This is a genomic window from Flavobacterium psychrotolerans (genome assembly GCF_003097635.1).
Lineage (GTDB): Bacteria > Bacteroidota > Bacteroidia > Flavobacteriales > Flavobacteriaceae > Flavobacterium > Flavobacterium psychrotolerans.
This window is the reverse complement of record NZ_QCZI01000020.1, coordinates 1-26,304: the sequence shown is the minus strand read 5'-3', so window position 1 is coordinate 26,304 and position 26,304 is coordinate 1. Positions and strand designations below refer to the sequence as shown.

General features: G+C 35.7%; 19 protein-coding genes. 14 read left to right on the top strand and 5 right to left on the bottom strand.

The features are described 5' to 3' along the window. Window positions 1-10 precede the first annotated feature (10 nt). The gene (locus DB895_RS12840) at window positions 11-4,447 is read right to left on the bottom strand and encodes a translocation/assembly module TamB domain-containing protein (RefSeq protein ID WP_116725771.1); all 4,437 of its coding nucleotides are present in this window, start codon (window positions 4,445-4,447) and stop codon (window positions 11-13) included. A 203-nt stretch (window positions 4,448-4,650) separates the two neighbouring features. Here DB895_RS12840 and tsaD point away from each other — a divergent pair, with 203 nt between their 5' ends. The 7 genes from tsaD (at window position 4,651) to DB895_RS12805 (ending at window position 14,755) form a co-directional block, all read left to right on the top strand. Further along, a complete protein-coding gene (gene tsaD, locus DB895_RS12835) occupies window positions 4,651-5,673 on the top strand; it encodes a tRNA (adenosine(37)-N6)-threonylcarbamoyltransferase complex transferase subunit TsaD (RefSeq protein ID WP_116725770.1) in 1,023 nt (340 codons plus the stop codon). A 3-nt stretch (window positions 5,674-5,676) separates the two neighbouring features. Beyond that, window positions 5,677-6,414: a 16S rRNA (uracil(1498)-N(3))-methyltransferase gene (locus DB895_RS12830; protein WP_116725769.1), complete on the top strand. Its 738-nt coding sequence runs from the start codon at window positions 5,677-5,679 to the stop codon at window positions 6,412-6,414. Between the two features lie 16 nt (window positions 6,415-6,430). Then, window positions 6,431-7,069: a DUF4159 domain-containing protein gene (locus DB895_RS12825; RefSeq protein ID WP_116725768.1), complete on the top strand. Its 639-nt coding sequence runs from the start codon at window positions 6,431-6,433 to the stop codon at window positions 7,067-7,069. 11 nt (window positions 7,070-7,080) lie between these two features. Next, a complete protein-coding gene (locus DB895_RS12820) occupies window positions 7,081-8,169 on the top strand; it encodes an AI-2E family transporter (RefSeq protein ID WP_116725767.1) in 1,089 nt (362 codons plus the stop codon). Window positions 8,170-8,710: 541 nt separating this feature from the next. Then, the gene (locus DB895_RS12815; RefSeq protein WP_116725766.1) at window positions 8,711-12,925 is read left to right on the top strand and encodes a T9SS type B sorting domain-containing protein; all 4,215 of its coding nucleotides are present in this window, start codon (window positions 8,711-8,713) and stop codon (window positions 12,923-12,925) included. Between the two features lie 76 nt (window positions 12,926-13,001). Beyond that, on the top strand, window positions 13,002-14,192 hold the full coding sequence (locus DB895_RS12810) for a THUMP-like domain-containing protein (RefSeq protein WP_116725765.1): 1,191 nt from the start codon (window positions 13,002-13,004) through the stop codon (window positions 14,190-14,192). Continuing rightward, window positions 14,189-14,755, top strand: coding sequence for a hypothetical protein (locus DB895_RS12805; protein ID WP_116725764.1), 567 nt, complete (start codon window positions 14,189-14,191; stop codon window positions 14,753-14,755). The genes DB895_RS12810 and DB895_RS12805 overlap by 4 nt, the downstream gene beginning before the upstream one ends. A gap of 51 nt (window positions 14,756-14,806) precedes the next feature. On the opposite strand, the gene DB895_RS12800 is transcribed toward DB895_RS12805, so the two are convergent. After that, window positions 14,807-15,544, bottom strand: coding sequence for an NUDIX hydrolase (locus DB895_RS12800; protein ID WP_116725796.1), 738 nt, complete (start codon window positions 15,542-15,544; stop codon window positions 14,807-14,809). 359 nt (window positions 15,545-15,903) lie between these two features. On the opposite strand from DB895_RS12800, the gene DB895_RS12795 reads away from it, so the two are divergent. The 4 genes from DB895_RS12795 (at window position 15,904) to fucP (ending at window position 20,751) form a co-directional block, all read left to right on the top strand. Then, window positions 15,904-17,286, top strand: coding sequence for a carbohydrate porin (locus DB895_RS12795; RefSeq protein ID WP_116725763.1), 1,383 nt, complete (start codon window positions 15,904-15,906; stop codon window positions 17,284-17,286). 48 nt (window positions 17,287-17,334) lie between these two features. After that, window positions 17,335-18,186 (top strand): sugar phosphate isomerase/epimerase family protein, encoded by an 852-nt coding sequence (locus tag DB895_RS12790; RefSeq protein ID WP_116725762.1) that lies wholly within the window; start codon window positions 17,335-17,337, stop codon window positions 18,184-18,186. 272 nt (window positions 18,187-18,458) lie between these two features. After that, a complete protein-coding gene (locus DB895_RS12785) occupies window positions 18,459-19,352 on the top strand; it encodes a carbohydrate kinase family protein (protein ID WP_116725761.1) in 894 nt (297 codons plus the stop codon). Between the two features lie 64 nt (window positions 19,353-19,416). Next, window positions 19,417-20,751, top strand: a complete 1,335-nt coding sequence (gene fucP / locus DB895_RS12780) for an L-fucose:H+ symporter permease (RefSeq protein ID WP_116725760.1) — start codon at window positions 19,417-19,419, stop codon at window positions 20,749-20,751. 384 nt (window positions 20,752-21,135) lie between these two features. Here fucP and ddpX read toward each other — a convergent pair whose 3' ends face one another. Then, complete coding sequence (gene ddpX, locus DB895_RS12775; RefSeq protein ID WP_243694676.1) at window positions 21,136-21,738, bottom strand: D-alanyl-D-alanine dipeptidase; 603 nt, start codon at window positions 21,736-21,738, stop codon at window positions 21,136-21,138. Between the two features lie 337 nt (window positions 21,739-22,075). On the opposite strand from ddpX, the gene DB895_RS14315 reads away from it, so the two are divergent. Next, a complete protein-coding gene (locus DB895_RS14315) occupies window positions 22,076-22,243 on the top strand; it encodes a hypothetical protein (RefSeq protein WP_166426978.1) in 168 nt (55 codons plus the stop codon). A gap of 48 nt (window positions 22,244-22,291) precedes the next feature. Here DB895_RS14315 and DB895_RS12770 read toward each other — a convergent pair whose 3' ends face one another. Beyond that, window positions 22,292-22,657: a hypothetical protein gene (locus tag DB895_RS12770; protein WP_116725758.1), complete on the bottom strand. Its 366-nt coding sequence runs from the start codon at window positions 22,655-22,657 to the stop codon at window positions 22,292-22,294. A gap of 447 nt (window positions 22,658-23,104) precedes the next feature. Then, entirely contained in the window at window positions 23,105-23,584 is a 480-nt protein-coding gene (locus DB895_RS12765) for a hypothetical protein (protein WP_116725757.1), read from the bottom strand. 913 nt (window positions 23,585-24,497) lie between these two features. Here DB895_RS12765 and xerA point away from each other — a divergent pair. Both xerA and DB895_RS12755 read left to right on the top strand, forming a co-directional pair. After that, on the top strand, window positions 24,498-25,541 hold the full coding sequence (gene xerA / locus DB895_RS12760; RefSeq protein ID WP_116725756.1) for a site-specific tyrosine recombinase/integron integrase: 1,044 nt from the start codon (window positions 24,498-24,500) through the stop codon (window positions 25,539-25,541). Between the two features lie 146 nt (window positions 25,542-25,687). Beyond that, window positions 25,688-26,215 (top strand): hypothetical protein, encoded by a 528-nt coding sequence (locus DB895_RS12755; protein ID WP_116725755.1) that lies wholly within the window; start codon window positions 25,688-25,690, stop codon window positions 26,213-26,215. Window positions 26,216-26,304 lie beyond the last annotated feature (89 nt).

The following is a 26,304-nucleotide window of genomic DNA, read 5'->3' as shown; positions in this document are numbered from 1 at the left end:
AAAACCAATTTTATTCCTCATCAAGAGGAATGGCCTCTTTATTCACTTTCGGTATTTCAGGTTTCTCTTTATTTTTTTCGTTAGCATTGATATCATCCGGAAACAAATTAGAATCTTGAATATTTTCGTCCGATTTGTTTATTCTTTCAATGGATTGATTTTTAAAGAATTTACGCAATAATTCCCTAAAAGTATCAAAGTCCACCTCATAAGAAATCCCCATTCCTTGCGTATAACCAATACCTTCCCCTATATAATTAATATCATTTTCTCGGTTAAAACCACGAAGATTTAATGTTCCATCCTGGTTTACCCTATATTGAATTTCTACATCTCCTACAATGGCCGATTCATTAATCCCTCCTACAGGAACCCCTAGCTTTCCGTTTATAGAAATTCTTTCATTTATTTTAGTGGAAACGGTAACTCCAAACCTCCCGTCAGTTTGAGTGCCTGGGGTTCTGTCGGCCGAAACGATGTCTACCCCTACAGAAATTTTAGCTTCTTCATCATTAAAAATATTACCAAAAATATCACCAAATTTTTGATATAAATTATTTGTGATTGACGATTGATTAACTCCATCAGCACTAAGAAATCCACCAGTTGACAGAAGGATTAAAGCCTGCTTTTGTCTTACATCCTTATCGTCTAGCTTGGTTTGTATCTCCGACTTTAAAATTGAACTTACTGTTGGGAAATTAATTTCGAAGTCGGGATTGGGATTGCTCAAATTTCCTTTAAGACCAATAACCACTTCTACTGGCACTTTCTTATTAAACGAAGCATTCTCCAATAAAACCGCTGGATTTGCACTTGTTTTATAAACAGCATCTATATTTAGGACAGCTCTCATGGGATCACCTTCCCAGACCACGGTACTGCCTTTTTTAATATCAAACTTTTTATTAATTAATCCTCCATATTTAAAATTATAGGTTCCTTCATAGGCCTGAAAATCACCCCACATATTAAATTTTCCCAATGTATTTATTTTAAACAATAAAGAGCCGAATCCCTTTCCTTTCATGCCATGGCCAGAATTCCTGTCGAGAATGACCTCAACTTCTGCATCTGGGGTGATGTCAAAATCAAACTCTAATTCCAAACCGTTATAATTTCTGGTTTGTTCTTTAATTCCTTTCTTTATATTGAATTTTTCACTGGAACTTACGAAATGGATGTAACTATTATCTCCTACCGACTCTGCATCATTTATTGGAATTTTTATAGATGTCCCTTTTTCTGATTTTGCGGCAACTTTAATAAACAAGCCATTCGTAGGTCCTTTAATTGTGGCATATCCGTCAATAAATGCGGATCCATAATAAGCTGCATCTTCACTATCTTGAGTATCAAGTGCTAGAAGTTTCCTTGAATTTAAACTCAAATCCAACTTCCAGTCCGAAAAATTATGATGCTCAATACTTCCGTTTAATTTCCCTTCAGTTTGGTATTTTACATCTTTTAAAGTGGCATTTCGAATTAAAAATTTCTTTTCTGTTACATCTACTGTTGCATTCTCCTCAATATTATAATCTGTATTTAAATAGGGAATTTTAAGCCCTGCACCTTTTAGAAACAATCGGCCATTGATGTTCAAATTATTTACATCTCCTCCAATATTTGTTTTTCCAGATGCAAAACCCCGTATATTTGATATCACTTCTCCTCCAAGTGGACTTAAAATGCCTAAATTAAAATCTTCTAGGTTTAAATCTAAATCTAAATTAGTTTTATTATCTGCAATATCTATACTGCCATTTGCCGAAAAGGATTCTAAATTATTATTCTTTAAAACCGAATTTACTTTGAATTTTTTAAAGCTATCGTCCCCATCAATGTCAACATTTAATTTTCCCAACACAATCGAATTAATGTTAAGATTATCAACCATAATTGATGCGGTTGGTTGGTAAATATTGTTGGATTGTTTTAAATTAATATCGCCATTTAACTTCCCTTCTATCTTAAAGTTTTCAATGGATGGTAGTACTTTGTCTAATTCTACATTTTGGAAATCTAGTTTTAAATCTTTGTTAACCAAATTATTTAACTGACCCATCAATTCAATTTTTTGATCCTCATGAGACATTACAATGTTATCTATGGAAAAGTTTTTCAGCGCTTTATCAAACTCAATCTTATTTTCTTTATTTTCTCCTTCGTTTAAAAACCATAAATAATCCTTGAATTTAAGTTCCGATTTTTTTATTCCCACAACATTTTTTCCTCCTGCATTAATTGTATGGTATAAATTCAAATTGTAATAATCTTGAGATTCATTTCCTCCTTTAAATTCGGAACGTAAGAATAACGTATCTTTAGTGGTTACATTTATCAAGCTAAAATCGCGCACTTTATAATACTTTGTTTTGATGCTATCCAACTGAATATAGGCATTATATAGTGGGTTTTTATTGTCAATATTAATGTCTATGTTGTGAAAAGAATTAGCCAAAGCATCGATTTCAGGGGAATTAAAATGAAATTTAAACTCATCATTATCTGAATTAATATTTCCTTTAAAAACTGTGTTTTTTCCTATTTCTATTCCAGGATAAAAAACTTCTATAATTTTATTATATATGGCAAAATCAAATTTTAGAAATTGCCCTTTAATTATCTTATTCGGCTTGTAGTTTGCATAAAGACTCCCTAGGGAATTCTCTAACATCTTTTGCAATTGATTGACCTGAAATTTACCTACCACCTTACCTTCAATAATATCTGGAGAGTTAATGGTAATGGTTCTTAAACGATCTATGTCAAAGCTCGAATTTATAGTAAAATCATCAAAATAATACGTATCTTTCTTATTTTGATAAGAGGTTTGATTGATGAACACATCTCCTTTTAAATTATCTAAATTGGTTCCTGAAACATTCATTTTTATGTCTCCTTTAAAAATAGATATAGAATCGGTTTTCGTGAAATTTAGTTTCTTCAGGTTGGCATAGTCAACTTTCGTATGGAAATTATATGCAATATCATTTTTGCCTAAATTAACTAAGCCATCAAAATCCATAAATAAATTGGGGTCATTTATAAAAACTTTCCCTTTAAAAATTGGATCTTTAAAATTGCCATCAACAATCACTTTAGAATAAGTATAGCCATTGTAGTCTATTTTATAAATATCTCCAGAAAAAGTGGTATTCAAATTTTTCTGTTTAAAACCTTTCCCGTCCACATCGAGATTTAGGGTGACTTTCCTTAAATCTTTTTTATTCAAAAAGGAGCCAATGTTAAATTCTTCTAAAATGATGTTCCCTTTGTAAGTTGCATTGTCAATATTATCAATATTGGTCATTACCAAATTGGACTGGATGTTCCCTAATGCCGTACTCATATAAAAATCGGCATCAATTGAAGTTGTTGTGATTTCTGTTTTCCCACTTAAACTAAATTGTCCCAATTTTTTAAGAGAAGTGGGAAGCTTTTTCCCTAGAATATTAGGAAGTAAAACAACCAGATTCTCATAGTTAGAGGAAACTTTATCAAAATTTCCTTTCATATAAAAATACTGCTCCTTATTCCCAAATAGATTTTTAAAATTTACATCGCCAATAATTTGAGAATTTTTATTATCAATCAATCTCATTTTTTTGGCAACAAGATTATTAAGAGTTCCCGTAATATGGGCTTTTAAATTAAAATGTTGATTGTTTCCCAATTCATTATAAAAATAACGGATATCATTTGTTGCCAAATAAGACTCGTCTATTTGTATGTCAAATTGTACTTTATTATTAAAATCCGTAAAATCTTCTCTATGGTAATACAATGCCGCATCTCCTTTTAAAGTGGAATGATTGGTTAGCAAGTCCATTTTTTTTAATAAAATATTCTTTTTGGTATAAGTGAATTGTGAGGATAAATTTTTAACAAACAAACCACGGTGATCCAAAAATGACATCTTATCAATTTTTGTAGTCACATCGGGCCCGTAAATTTTAAAATCACTTACAGTGGCATTTATTCTTGTAAAATCTACATCTTTAGGGACTTCATGATTTTCGTCAATGAGAATAAATCGTCCATTGGTTAGATGAACTGAACTGGCTTTTAGCAAAAACTTTTTTGTTGATGGTTTTCCGGAATCAAAAGAAGCGATAAATTTATCCAGATTGTTGTCTTTCTCTCCTTTGTAATTTTTCATATTTAATGTCAAACCATCCAGTCGGACATCTCCAAAAAGCAAATCACCATCGGTCAATTTTTTGAAATCTAGAATTGTGGTATTTATTCTGTTGGCATAAATTAAAGTATCTTTGCGATAATCCCAAATCATTACTTTTTTTAATTTGACGCCACCAAAAACGGTAATACTAATTTGATCAATATTGATGTCCGTACCGTAACTTGCATTAAGTTCTGAAGTTACATATTGGGCAATTTTAGTTTGTACAAAAGGTAATGTAAGCGCAATAGCAAGTACCAACAAAAGCAGGATTAGTCCAATAATAGACCGAATTACTATATTTTTAATTTTTTTGATACCTGTTATTATTTTATATTTTCCCTAAATTTATATTTTGCACGAGGAAAGGTAAGAACCTTAATAAAAATTCTTTATTTTTGGCTTCGCCGTAAAAATAAAATTTTTAAATCGGTTTGTCAAATATAAATCAATAATCGTGCTTTTTTATGCAACATTCAGCAGTTTTTATACTGGCTATCGAAAGTTCTTGTGATGATACCGCCGCTGCAGTATTGAAAAACGATAAAGTATTGTCAAATGTTGTGGCAAATCAACTTATTCACAACCAATATGGCGGTGTTGTTCCCGAATTGGCTTCTCGTGCGCACCAACAAAACATTGTCCCCGTTATCGATGCTGCACTTAAAAAAGCGAACATCAATAAAGATCAACTTTCTGCAATTGCTTTCACACAAGGTCCGGGACTAATGGGTTCATTGCTTGTGGGAAGTTCTTTTGCCAAATCCATGGCATTGGCATTAAATATTCCATTAATCGCCGTGAATCACATGCAAGCGCATATCCTGGCTCATTTTATTGAGGAAGAAGGTTTTGACAAACCCTCTTTCCCTTTTTTGGCTTTGACCATATCTGGCGGACATACCCAAATCGTGAAAGTCAATGACTTTTTTGATATGGAAATTATTGGAGAAACCACCGATGATGCTGTAGGAGAAGCCTTTGATAAAAGTGCCAAAATTCTAGGTTTACCTTATCCCGGTGGACCATTAGTGGATAAATATGCTCAATTAGGTAACCCGAAGGCGTTTGCTTTTACCAAACCGAAAGTACCGGGATTGGATTTTAGCTTTTCTGGTTTAAAAACGGCCATTTTGTATTTTATACAGAAGAAAATGATAGAAAACCCAAATTTCATCGAGGAAAACCTAAATGACATTTGCGCTTCCATTCAACATACTATCATTGAAATTCTGATGGACAAATTAAAGTTGGCCGTTGCCACAACGGGAATCAAGCAAATTGCCATTGGCGGTGGCGTTTCTGCCAATTCCGGAATTAGAAAAACACTAAAAGAAGCGGAACAAAAATACGGCTGGAACACTCATATTCCAAAATTTGAATACACCACCGATAATGCTGCAATGATTGGAATTGTAGGTTATCAAAAGTTTTTAATAGCAAATTTTGAGACTTCTAATGTAGTTTCAAAAGCAAGAATACAATTTTAAATTATGCAATTATTTTACAACCCAAATATCAACGAAGCCTCCGAATTTTTTTCTTTCGATAAAGAAGAAAGCAAACACATCATTAAAGTATTACGCAAGAAAGATACCGATATTTTATTTGTAACCAATGGGTTGGGATACTTATTCAAAACGATAATCACCTTGGCTTCAGATTCAAAATGCACCGTAAAAATCATTTCTTTTGAAAAAACTGAAAAACTAAAATATCAGTTGCATTTGGCAGTGGCACCCACAAAATTAAACGACCGCTATGAATGGTTTTTAGAAAAAGCTACCGAAATTGGTGTCTCGGAAATTACACCAATCATTTGTGACCATTCCGAAAGAAAACAAATAAAAACGGATCGATTTGACAAGATTATCCAATCGGCAATGAAACAATCTAACCAATTTTATTTACCAAAATTGAATGACCCCATGACTTTCAAAAATTTTGTAAAAATCAAAAATAAAGGGTCACAATTAATTGCACATTGCGAGGAAACCAACAAAAAAACATTGAAAGACATTTTAAAACCCAATGAAAACGTCACTATTTTAATTGGTCCGGAAGGCGATTTTTCTGAAAAAGAAATCCAATCTGCCTTAGAAAACAATTACATTCCCGTATCTTTGGGAAACACAAGGTTACGTACAGAAACGGCCGCTATTGTTGCTTGCCATAGCGTGGTTTTTGTAAATGAAAGCCCCCTATCCTCCAAAGGGGGAATTCCTGAATAATGTTTATTTTTAATCGATGAAAAAAATATATTTATTCCTGTTTCTATTTTCAATAAATTGCTTTTCGCAAGAAATCGCTCTGCTAAAATACAGCGGTGGTGGTGATTGGTACGCAAATCCTACTTCATTGCCCAATTTAATTAAATTCAGCAATCAGAATATAAATACCAAAATTAAATCAAAACCAGGATTAGTTGAACCGAGCAGTCCAGATTTGTTCTCCTACCCATTTGTGCACATGACAGGTCATGGTAACGTGGTTTTTAGCGATTCGGATGTGATAAACTTGAGGAACTATTTAACTTCCGGCGGCTTTCTGCATATTGATGACAATTACGGAATGGATGTGTATATTCGTAAAGAGATAAAAAAAATATTTCCTACTGTAGATCTGGTTGAAATTCCAGCCAATCATCCCATTTTTCAGAAACCGTATTCCTTTCCTGCCGGAATTCCTAAAATTCACGAACACGATGGCAAACGCCCACAGGCTTTTGGAATATTCCTAGAAGGACGATTAGTACTTTTATATACGTATGAAAGTGATTTAGGAGATGGATGGGAAGATGCAGAAGTGCACAACGACCCATTAGAAATACGATTAAAAGCGCTAAAAATGGGGGCAAATATTATGAATTATATTTTTAACAATTAATTCGATCCATCATGAATGAAAAGATTTTAGCAAACGGGATTTTGCGTGCAATAGGGGTTTTAGCTCTAATTGCGGTAGCCCTTTATTTTTTATATCAAATTCAATCTGTGATCATTTATCTTGTGGTGGCATTCATTTTAACCTTAATAGGAAATCCCTTTTTATACTTTTTAAAAAGGCGCTTAAAGTTTAAACACGTCTTTGCAACAATAACAACTTTATTGCTATTTGTTCTGGTTATCATTGGTTTCATCATGCTATTTGTCCCATTGATTTCTTCTCAAGGGGAAAATTTATCACTATTAAATACGGCGCAGATAGAAAAAAACAGTCTTCAATTAATCAATCAAATTGCTGTATTTCTTGAAAACCACCATATTGACTCTTCCAAATTATTGAAAGAAGCCAATATTACCTCCAAAATAAATTTTAATTTCATCCCTGATTTTTTAAACTTTATTATTGGTGCCATCAGTAGTTTTGGAATGGGACTGGCATCGGTGCTGTTCATTACTTTTTTCTTTCTTAAAGATCAGATTCTAATTAAAGAGGGAGCCAAAAAATTAATACCGGATAGTCAAGAAGACAAGATTTTAAATTCTTTAGAAAAAATAAACCACCTATTATCCCGTTATTTCATTGGATTACTACTCCAACTCTTTATTGTTTTTATATTATATGCCATTGTATTATTTATTTTTGGAGTTCAAAATGCAATTGTAATTGCCTTTTTATGTGCAGTCCTTAACATCGTTCCATACGTTGGCCCTTTAATAGCTTCTATAATGGCAGCAATTTTAACCATGATTGGCCAATTGGGAAGTGATTTTCAGACCCAAATTCTGCCTGTAACCATTTATGTATTATTCGGTTTTTGGATTGTTCAAATCATCGACAATAACGTTTGTCAACCCATCATTTTTTCTAAAAGCGTAAGTTCGCATCCATTGGAGATATTCATAGTGATTTTGATTGCCGGTTTTCTTTTTGGCATTCTGGGGATGATTGTTGCAGTTCCTATATTTACAATTTTAAAAGTATTGGGAAAAGAATTTTTTCCTGAAAACAAAATCATCCAACTTATAACTAAAAAAATATAATCTCGAATTGAGTTATCATTAAAGACACCAATTTCACTAATTTTCATAAATCCATCCATGAAAATTATTGAAATTGCTAAGCTTGTTCGCTTTCACTCAGATCGTGTTTAAATTATTAGAACCTGAAGGGGAGATGCATTAAAAGGACATTGTTTTTAGCTTTATTTGAGAACCATAAATCTTCCTTATTTATACCCAACCTATCTCCTTATTAGAATTATTTCATCCCATTAAAATTCGTATCTAAGAATAAAAAAAAGAAGCCATCTCTTTCGGTTAAATTTAAAAAAACCAGATTTCAATACAATAACCTTGATTTGTTAATATTTATTTAACAATTTTTCGCGAAACAACAGGACTGTTTTACGTTTTTTTTAACTTTTTTTTCGTGTTAAAAATCACTAAATTTAATAGACAAAAATTTGACTTTAGCGATAAAATTTAAGGAAATTTATTCAAATTAAATTTATCCGAATTATAACATGATTTATTAACCTCCTCGAATACTTAAACTATTCCGGGGAAAATAATCTGATTTATAATGAAACACGACTGGCTTTACCTATTTTTCATTTTCACCGTTACTGGATTTTCACAAGTCATAACGGTAGATTCTACCAAGTATTCCATACCTCAATTAGTCTCTCAGGTCTTGATTAACTCACCATGTATTCAAACTACCAACATAAAGTGGAGCACGGGAACCCATTTTGGTTCGAGTAACGGAATTGGCTATTTTGAAACCACTAACATTGATTTCCCAATAAAAAGGGGGGTGATTTTAAGTACTGGAAATATTAAAGACGCACCTGGACCTAATGTCAGCCAACAAAACAACGGAAATTCTTCTTGGTCTGGTGATGCTGATTTAGAAAAGACTATGGCCGCTACTGGTATTCCCATGGTTTCTACTAATGCAACAGTTTTAGAATTTGACTTTATGCCCATATCATCCACTTTCAATTTTGATTTTCTATTCGCCTCCGAGGAATACGGGAATTCCCAATGCAACTATTCGGATGCCTTTGCTTATTTATTGACCAATACGGCCACGGGAGTAACCACTAATTTGGCGGTGGTACCTTCTACAAACATCCCGATTTCGGTATTTACAGTTCGGGATTTCGCCTATAATTCTACTTGTACTTCTTCAAACAGTGACTACTTTGATAATTATTATGGAGGCGCTTTGGCCGATGACGCTGCGACAAACTTTGAAGGGAATACCCGAAAAATGACAGCCATGGCAGTGCTAACACCAAATGTATTGTATCATATTAAATTAGTTATTGCAGACCGGGATAATTCAGGTGCCGACTCCGCCATTTTTCTCTCCTCCCAAAGTTTTAATTTGAGTCAGGATGTCTTGGGTCTCGATTATTCCATCGAAAACAAAAGAGCCATTTGTGTTGGAAGCTCACCTCCCGATTTAACCACCGGTTTGGATCCAGCTGTTTATCATTTCATTTGGAAAAAAAACAATGTTGTACTACCAAATAAAACGGGCCCTACACTCAGTGGCATTACGGCAGGAACTTACAGCGTTACCTATACGAATTATATTAATATTTGCCAGCCCATTACTGATACTATTTTGATAGAATTCTATCCCGTTGTTAAAGCTTCAAATCCAATCAATCTTTACAGATGTGATGCGGGACGACCCAATTATGATTATAATTTAGCGATAAACGACCCTGTAGTGTTAACGGGCTCCGGAAGTCCCTTAATCCCCTTAGAAATAGCCTACTATGCTTCTTTGGCTGATGCCAATAGTGGTTCAAACCCTTTACCCCGTTTATACAACAGTCCGAGTGGAGTAACCCTTTATGTTCGAATCAAAAATCAAATTAATCTTTGTTTCACAGTCAAATCATTCAAATTATTAACCTCACCAGGCCCCGTCGCAAACCAACCGACGGATATGATCCAATGCTCCACCTCTAAGGCTAAGACTTCCAATTTTATTTTGGCTTCAAAAACAGCAGAAATATTAAATGGGCAATCTCCCGTTTTTAATATTGTCACTTATTATGCTACGCAAGACGATGCCAATTCAGAAACGGATCCCTTACCTACCGATGGGTATCTCTCTACTGGAACCACCTTATATGCCCGAATACAAAACAGAGATGAACCTACTTGTTTCAACACCATCCCTTTTAATCTGGTTGTAGTCCCCGTGCCGCTTTTAGATGTTTTAAAACCTGTATATGTCTGTAAATCCTACACATTACCTCCTTTAACGATTGGGAATTATTATGATGAACATGTGGGCACCGGGAATCAATATTTTGCAAACGATGTCATCACAGAAACCACAACGCATTCTGGATCTAATGTTACTATACTCTATATCTATAACCCAACAACTCTTTGTTCCCCTGCTCCAGAAAACAGTTTTAAAATTACGTTTGTAAACCTCCCTCTAATCACTCCTAAAAGTGGTACCTATTGCAGTAATGATGGGTTCACCTTACCAGCTTTAGAATACGGGAAATACTTCACAGCCCCAAACGGTTCCGGATCTGAAATTAAGGCTGGAACCATTATTACGACAACACAAACCATTTATACCTATTTTCAATCTGTTATTGATCCAACCTGTACTTCGGCCGGAAGTTTTCGCGTCAGCATTATTGATGCCCCACAATTGTTTCCCTACCCTAATGTTTATGATTGTAGCTCCTATACCTTACCTCCCATTGCCGTTGGGCATTATTTTGACCAACCCAATGGTTTAGGGAATAAAATCCTCCCCGGAACTGTAATTACCGAGACAAAAACTATTTATGCTTTTGCTGAAACTGGAACTACTCCAAATTGTACCGATTCAAAAGAGTTTACAGTTTACATCGGCAGTTTTCCTCATCCTACGGATTCCATTAATTGCGTTGATTTTACACTTCCTGTTTTACCGGTAGGCAATTATTTTACCGGAGCCGGAGGAACTGGAACCGAAATTGTAGCTGGAACCGTCATTAACACAACAACGGCACTCTATATCTATGTACCTGCCAATGTTACGTCAAATTGTCCAACATTCGAAACACTATTCACTATTACCGTCAATTTACCTCCTTTAATCAATCCTAATGACAACAGTGTGGCTTATTGTAACAGTTATACACTATTGCCCTTAACACATGGTAATTATTACACCGGTAAAAAAGGAACCGGAATACTCTTGCACGCGGGTTATGAAGTAAGAACAAGCCAAACTATTTATATTTATATCAGCCTTAAAGAGTGTGATAATGAACTTCCTTTTTCTATGATTATCCATCAACTAGCGAATGTAGATAACCGAGCCGATTTGGATTTTTGCGGAGGTGTATCCTATATTTTGACCCCTATGTCCGCGGGTTCTGTCGGAAATTACTATACCGGTCGAGGAGGAACCGGTAAAAAACTTCGTGCTGGCGATGCCATAACCACGACTCAAACCATATATGTATATGGAAATACCGATACTACGCCTGCATGTCCCGTCGAAAATTATTTCACAATCACCTTTACGCCAAGAGTGGATGTTTCCAATCCCATTGATGCTTGCGAAAGCTATACGCTACCCGTTTTAACGGCGGGCAATTATTTTACCGAATCAGGAGGAAAAGGAACATTGTTACATGCGGGTGACAAAATAGATACCAACCAAAAAATTTACATTTACAATGAATTTTATAACCGAAACGGAATCTGTACGGATGAAAGTAATTTTACGATAACCATAACCCGTCCCGTAATAATTGACCCCATTCCAACTGCTCATGCCTTTTGTGATACAGACGGCATTAACGACGGCATTGTATTAATTAATTCGACAACTTTATCTGCCGAGATTATTGCAGGACAAGCTTCAACGAATTATAATGTAACTTATTATGCAACGGAAAACGATGCCAATTTGGGAATAAAACCACTTACGACCATAAAAACACAGGATGCATATATAAAAATAAACAATCTCTTAACTCCGAATTGCTTTAGTAAGGCAGGAAAAATTACCGTGACGGTAAATAAAATTCCTGATCCTACCCCAAATGGAGGCATACTTTGTGCTAACAAACACAATTCAATTCTTATTCAAAGTGGGGTATCTTTAAACAATCATATTTTTGAATGGTATAATACTAATGCTACCGCATTGATGCCATCGGAAACCGAAAACTCCCTATCCGTTACCCTGCCAGACACATACGGAGTTATGGCAACCAATACCCTAACCCATTGTTCCTCCCAAATAATAGCTGTAGAGGTGTTAAAATCGAGTCCTCCCGCAACCTTAACCTTCGAGGCAACGGATGCTTTTGAAGACAATCAAACAGTGACAGTAGTGGCCTCTGGTGATGGTGGGGATTATGAATACCAATTAGATTTTGGCCCTTTTCAGGACAGTTCCGTTTTTGAAAATATTGCATCCGGAGAACATAAAATCACCGTAAATGACAAAAATGGGTGTGGCACATTGGCTAAGAAAATTTCCGTTTTTAATTATCCCAAATTCTTCACGCCAAATGCTGATGGATTTAATGATTATTGGATGATAAAAGGAATGCAAAACTTACCCAAATCCTTAATTAGCATTTACGATCGGTATGGAAAAATATTGAAACAAATGAAACCTTCTGATTACGGTTGGGATGGTTTATATAAAAACAGCCCTATGCCTTCTGAAGATTATTGGTTTAAAATTGTTTACGAGGAAAATGGGGTTATGAAAGAATTTGATAGCCACTTTGCACTGAAAAGATAAATGCTTTTCAAGAATATTAAAGAAAGGAAGTATATTTGTTCCGAAAACGCAAACAGGCCAATAAACAAGTATTCCATTGAACTTTACACTTCTAAATCCTGAAATCCAAGAATTTATTAATGCCAATATTGAGAAAAATATTTCAACATTAGCCTTACAAAAAAATCCGTTTCCGGAAGTGAATTGGGTGGAAATTCTGAATCAAATTTTAGCCAAAAGGAAAGCGAAAGACAAACTGCCCACTTGGTTCCAAACCAAAGATATCATTTATCCCAGTAAAATTTCTGTGGAACAAACGTCCTCCGAAAAAACAGCACAGTACAAATCAACAATGGTTTCCGGAGATCGTTTAATTGACTTGACGGGAGGCTTTGGTGTGGACGATTATTATTTTTCTAAAGCTCTAAAATCCATAACTCATTGCGAAATCGACGCGGACTTATCGGAAACGGCACAGCATAATTTCGAAAAATTGAAGGTGCAAAACGTCACTTGTATTCAAGGAGACAGCACGGCTATCTTGAAAAAATTAAACCAGAAATTCAATTGGATTTACATTGATCCTTCCCGAAGAAATGAGACCAAAGGCAAGGTTTTTATGCTCAAAGACTGTTTGCCGAATGTCCCGGAACTGTTGGAATTTTATTTCAATTATACCGAAAACATCTTAATCAAAACAGCACCAATTCTCGATATTACTGCGGGATTGTCTGAATTGAAAAACGTAAAAAACATTCATATTGTTGCTTTGGACAATGAAGTCAAAGAACTGCTTTGGGAATTATCAAAGGGATATTCGGGAGTCCTTTCCGTAAAAACGGTGAACATTATAAAAGAAGAATCGGTATCAAAATTTGAATTCGTTCTAGACAAAAATCCAGAAACCGCTACTTTTAGTCTGCCAAAAAAATACCTGTTCGAACCCAATAGTGCCATCATGAAATCGGGAGGGTTTGACAATGTAAGTACCTTTTTTAAACTGGAAAAACTGCACCGCCATTCCCATTTGTATACTTCTGACAAACCTATGGATTTTCCGGGACGTGTTTTTAAAATCGAAAATTGCATTTTATATACCAAACTGGAAATGAAGCGGGTTCTTGAAAACCAAAAGGCAAACTTGTCCACAAGAAATTTCCCTGACAGCGTGGAGAGCATCCGAAAAAAATGGAAGATAAAAGATGGCGGAAACCAATATTGTTTTTTCACGACGGATCTCAATGACATTAAAATAGTTTTAATTTGCACCAAAATAAACAAACCATGAAATTCGCTATTTTTATACTGATTGCCTTTTTTAATTTGAATTTGCAGGCACAAAAACCTTGCGAAATCAGCGCTAATGTGAACGATTCTATTGGAAAATATAAGGCTACTAAGGATTATTTGATTTACGAAAAAAATTTTAACGGCAAATCGAGTTACATTTTTGCCACATTGGTTTTAACCGATGGTTTACCAACATTGAATTTGCAATTCATTGAAAAGAGCAAAAATTTCATGAAGGCGAATTGTTTTAATAAAAACTCCAAAATTTATTTGCAATTAATTAATGGAAAAATTGTGACCCTAATACACATTAATCAGGAGAATTGCGCTACTTTACTAAGGGACGATAAAGGTTTTGACAACAGGCTTTTAACAGGTTATTTTATGTTTAAGAAAGAGGGCTTCGAAGACTTAAAAAAATCCCCGGTTTCTCTCATTCGCATACAATACAGTACCGAAAGTGCCGATTATATTTTCAAAAAAGAATTGAAATCCGAGTTAAACGGGAACATTTATGAACCGGAAAATTACTTTATGAATTATTTGCATTGCATAGAGTAATACAAGTAATAAATTAATGAGAAACATTTATTAAACCAAGTTTCTTGCTTTTTATATACTTATCAAATAACTTTCCTTGTAGATTTTTTGGTAAATATCTTTACTGAACATAAATAGTTGGGAAGGCTTTTTAGAAACCCCCACCTGTTTTTCATCCAGCGCAATCAGGTATTTTTTGGTCAACAATTTTCTTCTAAAATTCCTGTTGTCAATTTCAACACCCAAAATAGATTCATACACGTCTTGCAGTTCCTTAACCGTAAATTTATTGGGCAATAGCTCAAAAATTATGGGTTCAGATAATGATTTTGCCTTTAAATCGGCATAGGCTTCATTGATAATTGCTTTATGGTCAAATCCTAATTCCGGCAAATTATTTACCGGGAACCATTGCGGTTTATGGATATTGTTTTTTACATCTACCTCATGTGTTTTTACCAAGAAATAATAGGCAATGGTGATAGTGCGCTGATTGAAATTTTCGCTTTCTACCCATATACTGTCTTTTTCGTTCATCAAACGATTGGGGTCGCCAAAAACTTTGAACTGCTTTTTATAAAGATTATCAAGCCCCGTCAACTCCTTCAAAACGCGGGTGGCTGTATCGTCTATGGTTTCATTTTCTAGCGTATGATATCCCGTTAATACATGGTCATTTACTAGAATTTCATGGGTTTCTTTAGATTCCAAATACCGTTTTATCAACAATACGTTCAATGATTTTGTAGTGACGTCATATCCAAAAACGACACAGTCAACAGATATATTGGGAATTATTTTAGGTCTCATGAAATGTGGGGGTAGGTTATTAATAGGATTTACCAGAATGACCAAACTGTTTGGTGCAAATCATTTATAAATACAAAAGTAATGATTTATTTGCGATTTAAATTTCACTAAAGAATCAAAAAATTTCACACATTAAACGTCAAATATACTTTATTTATAATATGTCGTTAATTGCAAGTATTTTTATTACATTACCATAATTAAAGGGTATTTATTATTGATATTTTAAAATAATTCATTATTTTTTATTGTTGTGTCAAAATTATTTTTACATTTGAAAAATAATAGTCAAATAGACGTTTATTAAATATTTAAAAATATCATTTAAAAAATTGAAATTTAACCTCTAAAACAAACCCATGAGAACCAACCTCCTTTTACTGCTATTTTCAATCACTTCCATCTGCTCCTATTCGCAGGTGGTCATAACCAATACTAATTTTTCATTGGGAACAACCGGCCGGATTGGGGTTGGATTGGCACCAAACGGAGAAGGAAATATGTGGAAACCGTTAAACCTTTCCGGGCAGGGTTCTCTGGGAGGCCGAATGGAACAAAACGATTATATCGATATTTTGCCTGCGGTACATTTCGCCCCAAAGCTTAACGGAAAAGACAGCACCAATGTAACCTTCCAAATGCGTTTGGGAATGTACACTGCCAACGGACAATTTATAGGAAATGTCAGTTCCCGTTCCAATGGCGGATTAACCTTTATTCTTCCCGAAGCTTTTGTTGAAGCGAGAAATATTATGGGAAGTAAATGGTCAGCTTGGGTGGGATCCCGTTTTCGACGCTATGATGACATCCACATCAGTGATTATTTTTATTTTGATGACCATTCGGCGCAAGGTTTTGGAGTAAGCCATAAAAACACTGAACTTACTATGCTGATGCCCGCATCGGCCGATTCCACAAATGTATATCCCTACAATTATGAGGTTACCGTTGCCGGCGCAACAAATCCTGCCATTCGCCAACGCATGGTTTGGATAGGCGAACACAGCATTATCCTGAAAAACAACAACGTAATTAAACTTTTAGGAGAATTTCATCATGTGGCAGCCAACGCTGCAGCCGCATCTAAAAATTACCAAGCCGATAACGGTTGGGTAGCCGGAATCAAATACAATACTCCGTTCAAAACTAAATTACCGGGTTCGTTCAATCAATTGTCCGTTCGATATGGGGCAGGAATTGCCAACGGTGGCGATAATGGAAACACATTCACTTGGGCAACCTACGGAGCTCCCGATGCCGAGGGAAAATACACCAATGCCTATTCCGTTACAGCGGTAGAGCATTTTTTGCTGAACCTTTCCCCAAAATTCTGCCTCAACGGATATGGTGTTTTCACCAAAAGCAAAGGCGGTTCCGCAAGCACCCATACGGCCGAGTACTTTAATGGAAACCAATTCTACAATCAAAAAACCGATTTTGTGGTGGGCTTCCGAAGTTTCTATTACGTCACCAAATGGTTGCACTTAATTGAAGAGGTTCATTATGCCGTGCGAAAAGACGGAGACAATCCAGAAGCCAGCATGTGGAAATTTTCTTTTGCTCCCACCCTAGTACCTTTAGGAAAAAAAGACCCTTGGAGTCGTCCCCACATCCGATTGGTTTGTACGGTGGCTCACTACAACGATTACGCCCGCGACCACAATTATTCTCCCTATTTGCAAGTAAACCAAAAAAGTTGGGGAACTTATCTGGGAGTTAAAACAGAATGGTGGTTATTTTAAACCAATTCCCCTTTAAACAAAACGATAACTCCTTTAAAATTATATCCTATGCCACTTTTTGGAACAACAATTTTATCCTTCATCCCAGGATGGAGTACTGATGGCGGAAACTATGCCATAGAAAAAACCGCTGCTTACGGCTTTGACCTGCTCGAAATTATTTTGCCTGCCTCATTGGATTTCGATGCGAAGGCAACTAAAAAACAACTGGACCACCACGGCATTTTAGGCCGGTGTACCCTGAATTTACCCACTAATTGCCATATTCCTTTTTATCCAGAACAAGCGGTATCTATCATCAAAGCGGCGCTGGACAAAGTAGCCGAAATGGAGGGTGATTTTTTGGGAGGCGTCCTACATTCGGCCATAGGGACCTTCACGAGAAAGCCTTGTACTCCTGACGAAAAAGCCATCATCCAGCAGGTATTTACAGAAGTTGCTGATTATGCTCAAAAAAACAACATTACTATTGCCCCGGAGCCCATTAACCGTTATGAAAGCTACGTCTTTACGGCTGCCGAAGAAGTGTTGGATTTGATTGAAAGCATAGGCAAACCAAATATTGGATTGCATTTGGATACCTTTCACATGAATATTGAAGAACGGAATTTTTACGACCCCATTATTCGTGCGGGAAACCATTTGAAACACGTGCATATCACTGAAAGTGATCGCGGAATGACCGGAGAAGGCAACGTGCATTGGGACGATTTTTTTAAGGCATTGGCAACAATTAATTACCAAGGCCCGTTAGTTCTTGAAAATTTTTCGTCGGAAATTACGGCATTGGTTGGCCCAACCTCTTTGTGGAGGCCTTCCAAATACAACTCCGAAGAGCTGGCCAAAGGAAGCCTGCTATTTATGAGAAATATGGTCGATAAATGGTACATTAATTCATAAAACCTTACTAACCTAACCCGTTGGGTGTAATTGATGAAAATTTAAATTATAGAATAAATAAAAAATTGAACCACATAGAAACATAGAAAAAAAGAGTTGGATAGCCCAATACTTGGGTTCACATGGCTATGTTTTTCTCAAATAAAGTGAAACGCCTTTCAAAATTCATAAAATCTATGTTTCTATGTGGCTAAAAATTAAACAATTTTGAATTACACCCAACGGGTTAACCTACTTGTTTAATATATTGTTTTACTTAAAAAAATAAAAAAATGAAAAAGAAATTAAAAGGTGTCAGTTTTGGAGAAATCCTTTTTGATGTTTTCCTGGAACACAAAAAAATTGGTGGAGCACCCCTAAATGTGGCCTCCCGATTGAACTCTCTCGGTGGCGATGTTGCCATGATAAGTGCCATTGGGAACGATGCCAACGGGCAACTATTAGTCCATTATTTAAATGATTTAGGGATAAACACCAAGGCCATTCAAGTAAATGAAACCTATCCTACGGGGATTGTTAACGTCATTCTAAATGAAAAAGGAAATGCTTCCTATGACATCAATTACCCTGCGGCCTGGGATAAAATTGAAATCTCAAATGAGAGCCTTGAAATTGTAAAAAACGCTGATTTTTTAGTTTACGGAAGTTTGTCGTCCCGCGATTTAGTTTCTAAAAACACCCTAAAGGAGCTCTTGGCTGTTGCCAAATATAAAATATTTGATGTGAATTTAAGAAGTCCGCATTATGCCAAAAAAACCATATTGGATTTATTGAACACCGCCGATTTTATAAAGTTTAATGATGATGAGTTGAATGAAATTTGCGAAGATTTAAACTCCAACAAGAAGTCATTGGAGCAAAACATTAAATTCATTGCAAAAGAAACCAATACCAATACCGTTTGTGTGACTTTAGGCTCTCATGGTGCGGTTTTATATTCTAACAATACCTTTTATTACAACTGTGGGTTCAAAGTACATGTAGTGGATACTGTGGGTTCCGGAGATTCTTTTTTGGCGGCATTAATCATCATGTTGCTCAACGGAGAAGACCCGCAATATGCCCTCAATCATGCCTGTGCCATAGGCGCTATTGTTGCCCAAAACGAAGGTGCTAATCCGGTCATTCTACAATCTGAAATCGATGAATTTTTATGCGGTTTTTAATATAATACCCAACAAATACAGGAAACTACGCTGTTTTAATCTATAAATTACACAAACAAAAACCATGAACCTATCCAAAAAAATACCCGTAATCAGTAAAGAATTAGCTTTTCAATTCATCATCATTACCATCCTGTTTGCCCTTTGGGGAATTGCGAATGATTTAACAACCCCCATGGTTTCCACTTTCAAAAAAGTGATGCCCGAACTGTCTAATACGCAAGCCTCCTTAGTGCAATTTGCTTTTTATTTTGGCTATTTCTTTATGGCATTGCCAGCCGCATTATTCATTAGAAAATACAGCTATAAATCCGGAATACTATTGGGGCTAGTTTTGTATGCCACTGGTGCTTTTTTATTTTACCCCGCAGCCCATTACCAAAGCTATACGTTTTTCCTGGTTTCCTTATGGGTCATCACCTGCGGACTGGCCTTTTTAGAAACCACTTCCAATCCTTTAATTTTATTTCTGGGCAATAAGGAAACCGCCACGCAACGATTGAATTTAGCGCAGGCATTTAACCCTATTGGAGCCATTACTGGATTAGTCATGGCCCAATTTTTAGTAATCAAAGAAATAAAATCTGACGACTATACCCAAGAAGCCTACAAAGCGCTATCATCTACCGAATTGGCCAGTATTAGAGAAAATGATTTGGGTATTATTAGCATTCCCTATATTGGATTGGGGATTTTTGTCTTGCTCATTTTAATCATCATTATTTTTACCAAAATGCCTAAAACGAAACAAGAAGATAAAATGTCTATATCAGAATCCTTCAAAAAACTATTTGCCAATAAAAATTACAAATATGGCGTGGTAGCGCAAGCTTTTTATGTTGGAGCGCAAATTATGTGTTGGACATTTATTTTTCAATATGTAGACAACATCAATAAAACGTTCGGATTAGAATTGACTGCCACCTATTATAACATCACCGCCATGATTTTATTTTTATTGGGCCGATGGATTGGTACCGGTTTGATGAAAAGCATCAATCCTTCAAAAATACTGATGGTATTTGGTATTGGAGGTGTTGTTTGTGCCGCCGGAGCCATTGTATTACAGGGAATGCCGGGATTGATTTCGCTAATATGCATCTCTATTTTTATGTCTATCATGTTCCCAACCATTTATGGAGTGGCATTAAAGGACATGGGAGACGAAGCCAAAATTGGGTCTGCCGGATTGGTTATGGCCATTGTAGGTGGCGCTTTGATGCCAGTATTGCAAGGCAGTATTTTAGATTGGGGTGGTGCTGGATTTTCAGATGTAACTCTTTTTGGTTTCATCCCTGAGGTGAATTTCTCCTTTATTTTGCCTTTAATTTGTTTGGCGGTTGTTGCTTTATATGGCTACAGCACTTATAAAGCATCGGTAAAAATTACAAAAGCATAAGCGTGCTCCTGTAAATCAAGAATATATATTACCCGTTGGGTGTAATTGATGAAAATTTCAATTATAGAATAAATAAAAAATTGAACCACATAGAAACATAGAAAAAAAGAGTTGGATAGCCCAATTGCTTCGCCTGTTCGCTATCGCTCGAGTACTTGGGTTCACATGGCTATGTTTTTCTCAAATAAAGTGAAACGCCTTTCAAAATTCATAAAATCTATGTTTCTATGTGGTTAAAAATTAAACAATTTTGAATTACACCCAACGGGTTAACCATCGTATTTCCTGCGGTGGTTTTTTATTGGGGAATGGTTTTGCAGAAAAGAACCAAATTGGATTATTTTAACAATAATAAGAATTAAACTATCAAAAAAATTCTCCCCCCTACTCACATTTCCATTTCACGTTAGACAAAGGGTCTTTTCTGGAATTTTTTAAATTATAATGCCACCACTCGCTTTCAAAAATCCTGAAATCATTGTGGGTCATGATGTTCCGCAGGAGGCGGCGGTTTTTTTTCACCTCGTCGGGAAGGTTTTCATAGTCGTGGCTGGCGGCTTCCCCAAAAAAATCAAAAGGGGTTCCCATGTCCAGTTCTTTTCCGTTTTCGTCAACCAGAGTAATGTCTACTGCCCCGCCCCTATTGTGTATGGACCCTTTTTTAGGATCAGCAACATACTCCGGATTAGAGACAATGGCCCACATTTTTTTTTGAATGTCTACCGGGCGGTAACAATCAAAAAGCTTGATGCGGTATCCTTTTTTCATGAATTTTTGGTTGGCATCTACTAATGCCTTCACGGTTTTATACCGCAAATAACATTCGGCACAATCGTATACTTTCGATTTCAAGAAATTATCGGCACTGGCATATTTCATGTCGTACATAAAATCGGGACTGTAGTCTTTGAGATTCACAAAAGTAGAATCGTTAACGGCAGCCAATTCTACAGGTAGGGCGTCTCTATTTTTATGCTCCAATATCATAATTTCAGGAGCATTCAGGAGCACTTTACTGCTGGCTTGAGACACAACTGCTTTGCCTGCCAAGGAAGGAATGCTTTTTTTAGTGGCACAGGAAAACAACACTACACCTACTATAAAAAAACCTGCGGTTTTAATTGTCATGGTTTATAAAAATTGATGCTGCAAATTAAAGCATTATACCCTTAATAGGACATTGGTTTGTGTTAAATATGGTAGGTTGGGAATTTCCTCACCCCCCTGCCCCTCTCCAAAGGAGAGGGAGACCCAAACGAAGTGAACAGGCGAAGCAAATCACATCGAGTGACTTAGATTATGTGATTTCTCCCAAAAGGTCGAAATGACAAACCCTAAACCTTTTTATTTTACCAGAATAAAAACAGTGTCATTTGTCATTTCGACGAAGGAGAAATCACATCGAGTGAACAGGAGAAGTAAATCACTTCGAGTGAATAGGCGAAGCAATGACAAAATCACACAGAATAATAGCAATACTTTTAATGATTAATGATATAAATAACGAATGTTGAACAACGAACTGGAGAAGTACCTCACCTTATCCTTTCAGGGTCTTAACCAAAATAGCCACTTCGGCTTTGAGAATTGTGTTTTCTAATTCCAGTTCTTTAATTCGGTCGTCTTTAGTAGTGTCTGGTTTTACATTGTTGCTGTAATGTTCTGGAAAAGAAGCGGCAATATCGGCAAAAAAATTATGTTTCAGGGCGTGGCTTATTTCCCAAAGCACGGTAGTTTGAATGGTATTATTTTTAGTGAAACTAACCAGCGTACTGGGGGATTTTTTCAGCATTCGCGCCAAAGCACTTTTTCGGATGCGTTTTTCTTTAAAATAGGAAATTAATAGTGCACCCGTATTTGGAGCTGCATCTGGAATATTCATGGCATTCTCTGGAGTAGTCTTCATTTTTTCATATTTTTAAAAAACAAATATCGTCTATTTTATCTAAAAAGATCATTTTTATGCTGTTTATGTAGTATAAAGCACTACTTTTTCATCATTTTTATGTAGTTTATATAGTATAAAGTACTACTTATTTATCATTTTTATGTAGTTTATGTAGCATAAAGTACTACTTAATCATCATTTTTATGTAGTTTATGTAGCATAAAGTACTACTTAATCATCATTTTTATGTAGTTTATGTAGTATAAAGTACTACTTTTTCATCATTTTAATGTAGTTTATATAGTATAAAGTACTACTTAATCATCATTTTTATGTAGTTTATGTAGTATAAAATACTACTTTTTCATCATTTTTATGTAGTTTATACTGAATAGACCCTATTTACAATGAATAAAAAAACCCGTCCAAATAACTCTGGACGGGTTTACTCTATATAAAAAAAAATTAAGCTGTTGTTTCTGTTGGTCTGCCCTGCGCGTCAAAACGGGATTTTAGTTTATCAAACCCTTGCTTGGCACCGGGGATTCCGGCTTGGTTGGCGGCATCATATATTTTATAAACGGTTAGTGCCGTAGCATAGGATTCGTGTCCGGCAATGCGTTTCAGGTCGGCAGTTTTCTGAATCAGGTTCAACAAGGCCGCTTCGATGCCGTCAATTTGCTGAAAAAGCGACAAATCATTTTGAAGAAAGGTGGTGTTAATAAACGCAGGTACAATGCCAGCACCACTCACACTCAGCTCGGTAATGACATCCTCAACAAATATTTTGTTGTTTACATTGATGGCCATATAACTGTTTCGTTGGTCCTCATCTAGCGTGGCTACAGGAAGCTTGGCCGTAATGGTGGCAATACTCGTGGTAATAGTGGCGAGGTCTGCGGCCACTAAGGTTGTGTTCAATTTGTTTTCTGTGATGTTACTCATTTTTTAGGTGTTTTAAATAGTTAAATAATTATATAAAAATAGTTAAATTTTTAAATAGACTGCACACTATTACTATTTTATGATAAAAATTATGACTTTACCAACACAATCCTCATTATTTGAGTTTTAAATTACAAAACCCGACGTAAAGCTGGGAATAGTACCCAAAAAGATGGTTTTTATTACGTATTTCCTCCACGACTCCCAAATAAAAGGCTCCGAATGAAACAACTGGCTACAGGAACGCACTGCCTCACTCTCTCCTGCATGACCTCCGTAAACACATGGCAAGAAGTATAAAGTTCCTGTTTTTTATTTACTTTAGTGCCATAAAAATCATGAAATGACCATTAACAACAAGTTTACGCAGGCAAATGAAATTCACTGAACACCAATTAAAAATAAATTTCGGTGAAGTAAACACTAATGAGTAAAAAGGCGACCCGATCCGCCGCAGCGGAGAACTGGCGAAGCCATACCATATATGACCACTAAAAAATAAAATTTATACCTAACCCGTTGGGTGTAATTGATGAAAATTTAAATTATAGAATAAATAAAAAATTGAACCACATAGAAACATAGAAAAAAAGAGTTGGATAGCCCAATACTTGGGTTCACATGGCTATGTTTTTCTCAAATAAAGTGAAACGCCTTTCAAAATTCATAAAATCTATGTTTCTATGTGGCTAAAAATTAAACAATTTTGAATTACACCCAACGGGTTTATACCTATATGAAATGACCATTAACAACAAGTTTACGCAGGCAAATGAAATTCACTGAACACCAATTAAAAATAAATTTCGGTGAAGTAAACACCAATGAATAATAAGGCGACCCGATCCGCCGCGGCGGAGAACTGGCGAAGCCATATCATACATGACCACTAAAAAATAAAATTTATACCTATATGAAATGGGAAGCCAAAATTGTTAGGCACAGAGGCGAAAGCCGCATTGCAGTTTATTTTGAAAAAGATGCCGACTTGATTGCCCGAATCAAAAACATTGACGGCTCCCGATGGAGCCAGCAAATGAGCGTTTGGCACTTGCCGGACACCGTGGAGAATCGCATTCGGTTTCAACTGACACCACTCGCCGACAGGCTCCCCAGCATGGAGGGCATAGCCCAAATAGAACGGTTCAAGCAATGGCTTCGGTCTAAACGATATAGCGAGAGCACCCTAAAAACCTATACTGAGGCATTGAAATCGTTTTTGGTGTTTTACAGGGAAAAGCCCGTTTCTGAAATTACCAATGAAGATGTGGTGTTCTATAATAACGAGTATATCTTAAAGAACAATTTGTCAGCCTCCTACCAAAATCAGATTGTTAACGCAATCAAGCTCTTTTTTAAAACGGTTCAAGAAAAGAAGATTGAATTAGACAAAATACACCGTCCCAAACGCGCAAAGGTATTGCCTAATGTATTAAGCAAAGAGGAAGTGAAATTGATATTGAATGCGCATAGTAATGTAAAACATAAAATGATGCTTTCTCTTATTTACAGCTGTGGATTGCGTTGTGGAGAATTACTAGCCTTACAACCCGTGCATATTGATTCTAAAAGGAATCTTGTTATGTTAAAAAACTCAAAAGGAAAAAAAGACAGAATTGCACCATTAAGCCCTAAGATATTGGAAATGCTGAGGGATTATTACAAAGATTACAGACCAACCACCTATTTATTTGAAGGGCAAAAAGCTGGAGCGCCTTATGACGCACGGAGTTTACAACTCATATTAAAACAGGCATTACAAAAAACCGGAATTTCAAAGCCAGTTACTTTACATTGGCTTCGCCATAGTTTTGCCACCCATTTACTGGAAAGTGGTACTGATTTAAGGTATATACAAGAATTGTTGGGACATAGCAGCAGCAAAACCACCGAGATTTACACCCACGTGAGTACAAAAAGTATTCAACATATAAAAAGTCCGTTTGATGATTTGTAAGAAAAAAAACAATATATTTGAAAAATATAAAACGAAACAAACCTTCGCTTATATACCTAATTTAGGCATGCTTTGCGAAGGTTTGTTTCGCATATAAATTAGTTGGCGGTAATTTCCCAACACAGTGCAAATTAAAATATTTATCTATGGAATTTGACAAAGAGTTTTGGAGAACTCCAGAACATTGGATAGCAGCAATAATTTTAGATTCCGAAAGAAATCAAACTTACGGCAAAACAAAAAATGGATATGCAATTCTTGAAAGAGTTCCAAAACCAGAAACTGGATTCAACTATTTAGACATAGTAAAAGTGAATGGTCCAATAGGAAATCAAATGTATAGAGACGATGAAATTGAAGAGTTTTTAGCAGTTGAAATTGTAAAAAAGTCGGAATTAAAAACATATTCTTACGAAGCTATTTTGCCAACCTCAAGAGACTACTTTGAATTACTTGAATGGTTTGTGGAAAATGGACAGAAAACAGAAATGGAATTTTCAATGAATTTTAGTGAAGGGAAATGGCTTAAAGGTCGCTGTAGTTCCAAAAGCTTTAGTGAAGCGGAAAAGATTTTGAAAAGTTTTATAAAGCAAGAGAAAGGTAACTTAATTGAGAAAATCAAAAGAATATTCTCAAACAAATATTACGGAAGAAAAATCAGAAACTTAAAATAGAAAGAAACTACCGCCAACAGCTAGAGTTTCGTTGCGTGCGCAGCACGAACAATGAAACTCGTGTTGAACGGAACCGATTACAAGTCCGT

Coding starts and splice junctions, on each gene's coding strand:
- DB895_RS12770 (WP_116725758.1), bottom strand. CDS start 22,657: ATGAAGACTACTCCAGAGAATGCCATGAATATTCCAGATGCAGCTCCA.
- DB895_RS12790 (WP_116725762.1), top strand. CDS start 17,335: ATGCCACTTTTTGGAACAACAATTTTATCCTTCATCCCAGGATGGAGT.
- ddpX (WP_243694676.1), bottom strand. CDS start 21,738: ATGATATTGGAGCATAAAAATAGAGACGCCCTACCTGTAGAATTGGCT.
- DB895_RS12815 (WP_116725766.1), top strand. CDS start 8,711: ATGAAACACGACTGGCTTTACCTATTTTTCATTTTCACCGTTACTGGA.
- DB895_RS12765 (WP_116725757.1), bottom strand. CDS start 23,584: ATGAGTAACATCACAGAAAACAAATTGAACACAACCTTAGTGGCCGCA.
- xerA (WP_116725756.1), top strand. CDS start 24,498: ATGAAATGGGAAGCCAAAATTGTTAGGCACAGAGGCGAAAGCCGCATT.
- DB895_RS12800 (WP_116725796.1), bottom strand. CDS start 15,544: ATGAGACCTAAAATAATTCCCAATATATCTGTTGACTGTGTCGTTTTT.
- DB895_RS12825 (WP_116725768.1), top strand. CDS start 6,431: ATGAAAAAAATATATTTATTCCTGTTTCTATTTTCAATAAATTGCTTT.
- DB895_RS12785 (WP_116725761.1), top strand. CDS start 18,459: ATGAAAAAGAAATTAAAAGGTGTCAGTTTTGGAGAAATCCTTTTTGAT.
- DB895_RS14315 (WP_166426978.1), top strand. CDS start 22,076: ATGACAAACCCTAAACCTTTTTATTTTACCAGAATAAAAACAGTGTCA.
- fucP (WP_116725760.1), top strand. CDS start 19,417: ATGAACCTATCCAAAAAAATACCCGTAATCAGTAAAGAATTAGCTTTT.
- tsaD (WP_116725770.1), top strand. CDS start 4,651: ATGCAACATTCAGCAGTTTTTATACTGGCTATCGAAAGTTCTTGTGAT.
- DB895_RS12795 (WP_116725763.1), top strand. CDS start 15,904: ATGAGAACCAACCTCCTTTTACTGCTATTTTCAATCACTTCCATCTGC.
- DB895_RS12805 (WP_116725764.1), top strand. CDS start 14,189: ATGAAATTCGCTATTTTTATACTGATTGCCTTTTTTAATTTGAATTTG.
- DB895_RS12820 (WP_116725767.1), top strand. CDS start 7,081: ATGAATGAAAAGATTTTAGCAAACGGGATTTTGCGTGCAATAGGGGTT.
- DB895_RS12755 (WP_116725755.1), top strand. CDS start 25,688: ATGGAATTTGACAAAGAGTTTTGGAGAACTCCAGAACATTGGATAGCA.
- DB895_RS12830 (WP_116725769.1), top strand. CDS start 5,677: ATGCAATTATTTTACAACCCAAATATCAACGAAGCCTCCGAATTTTTT.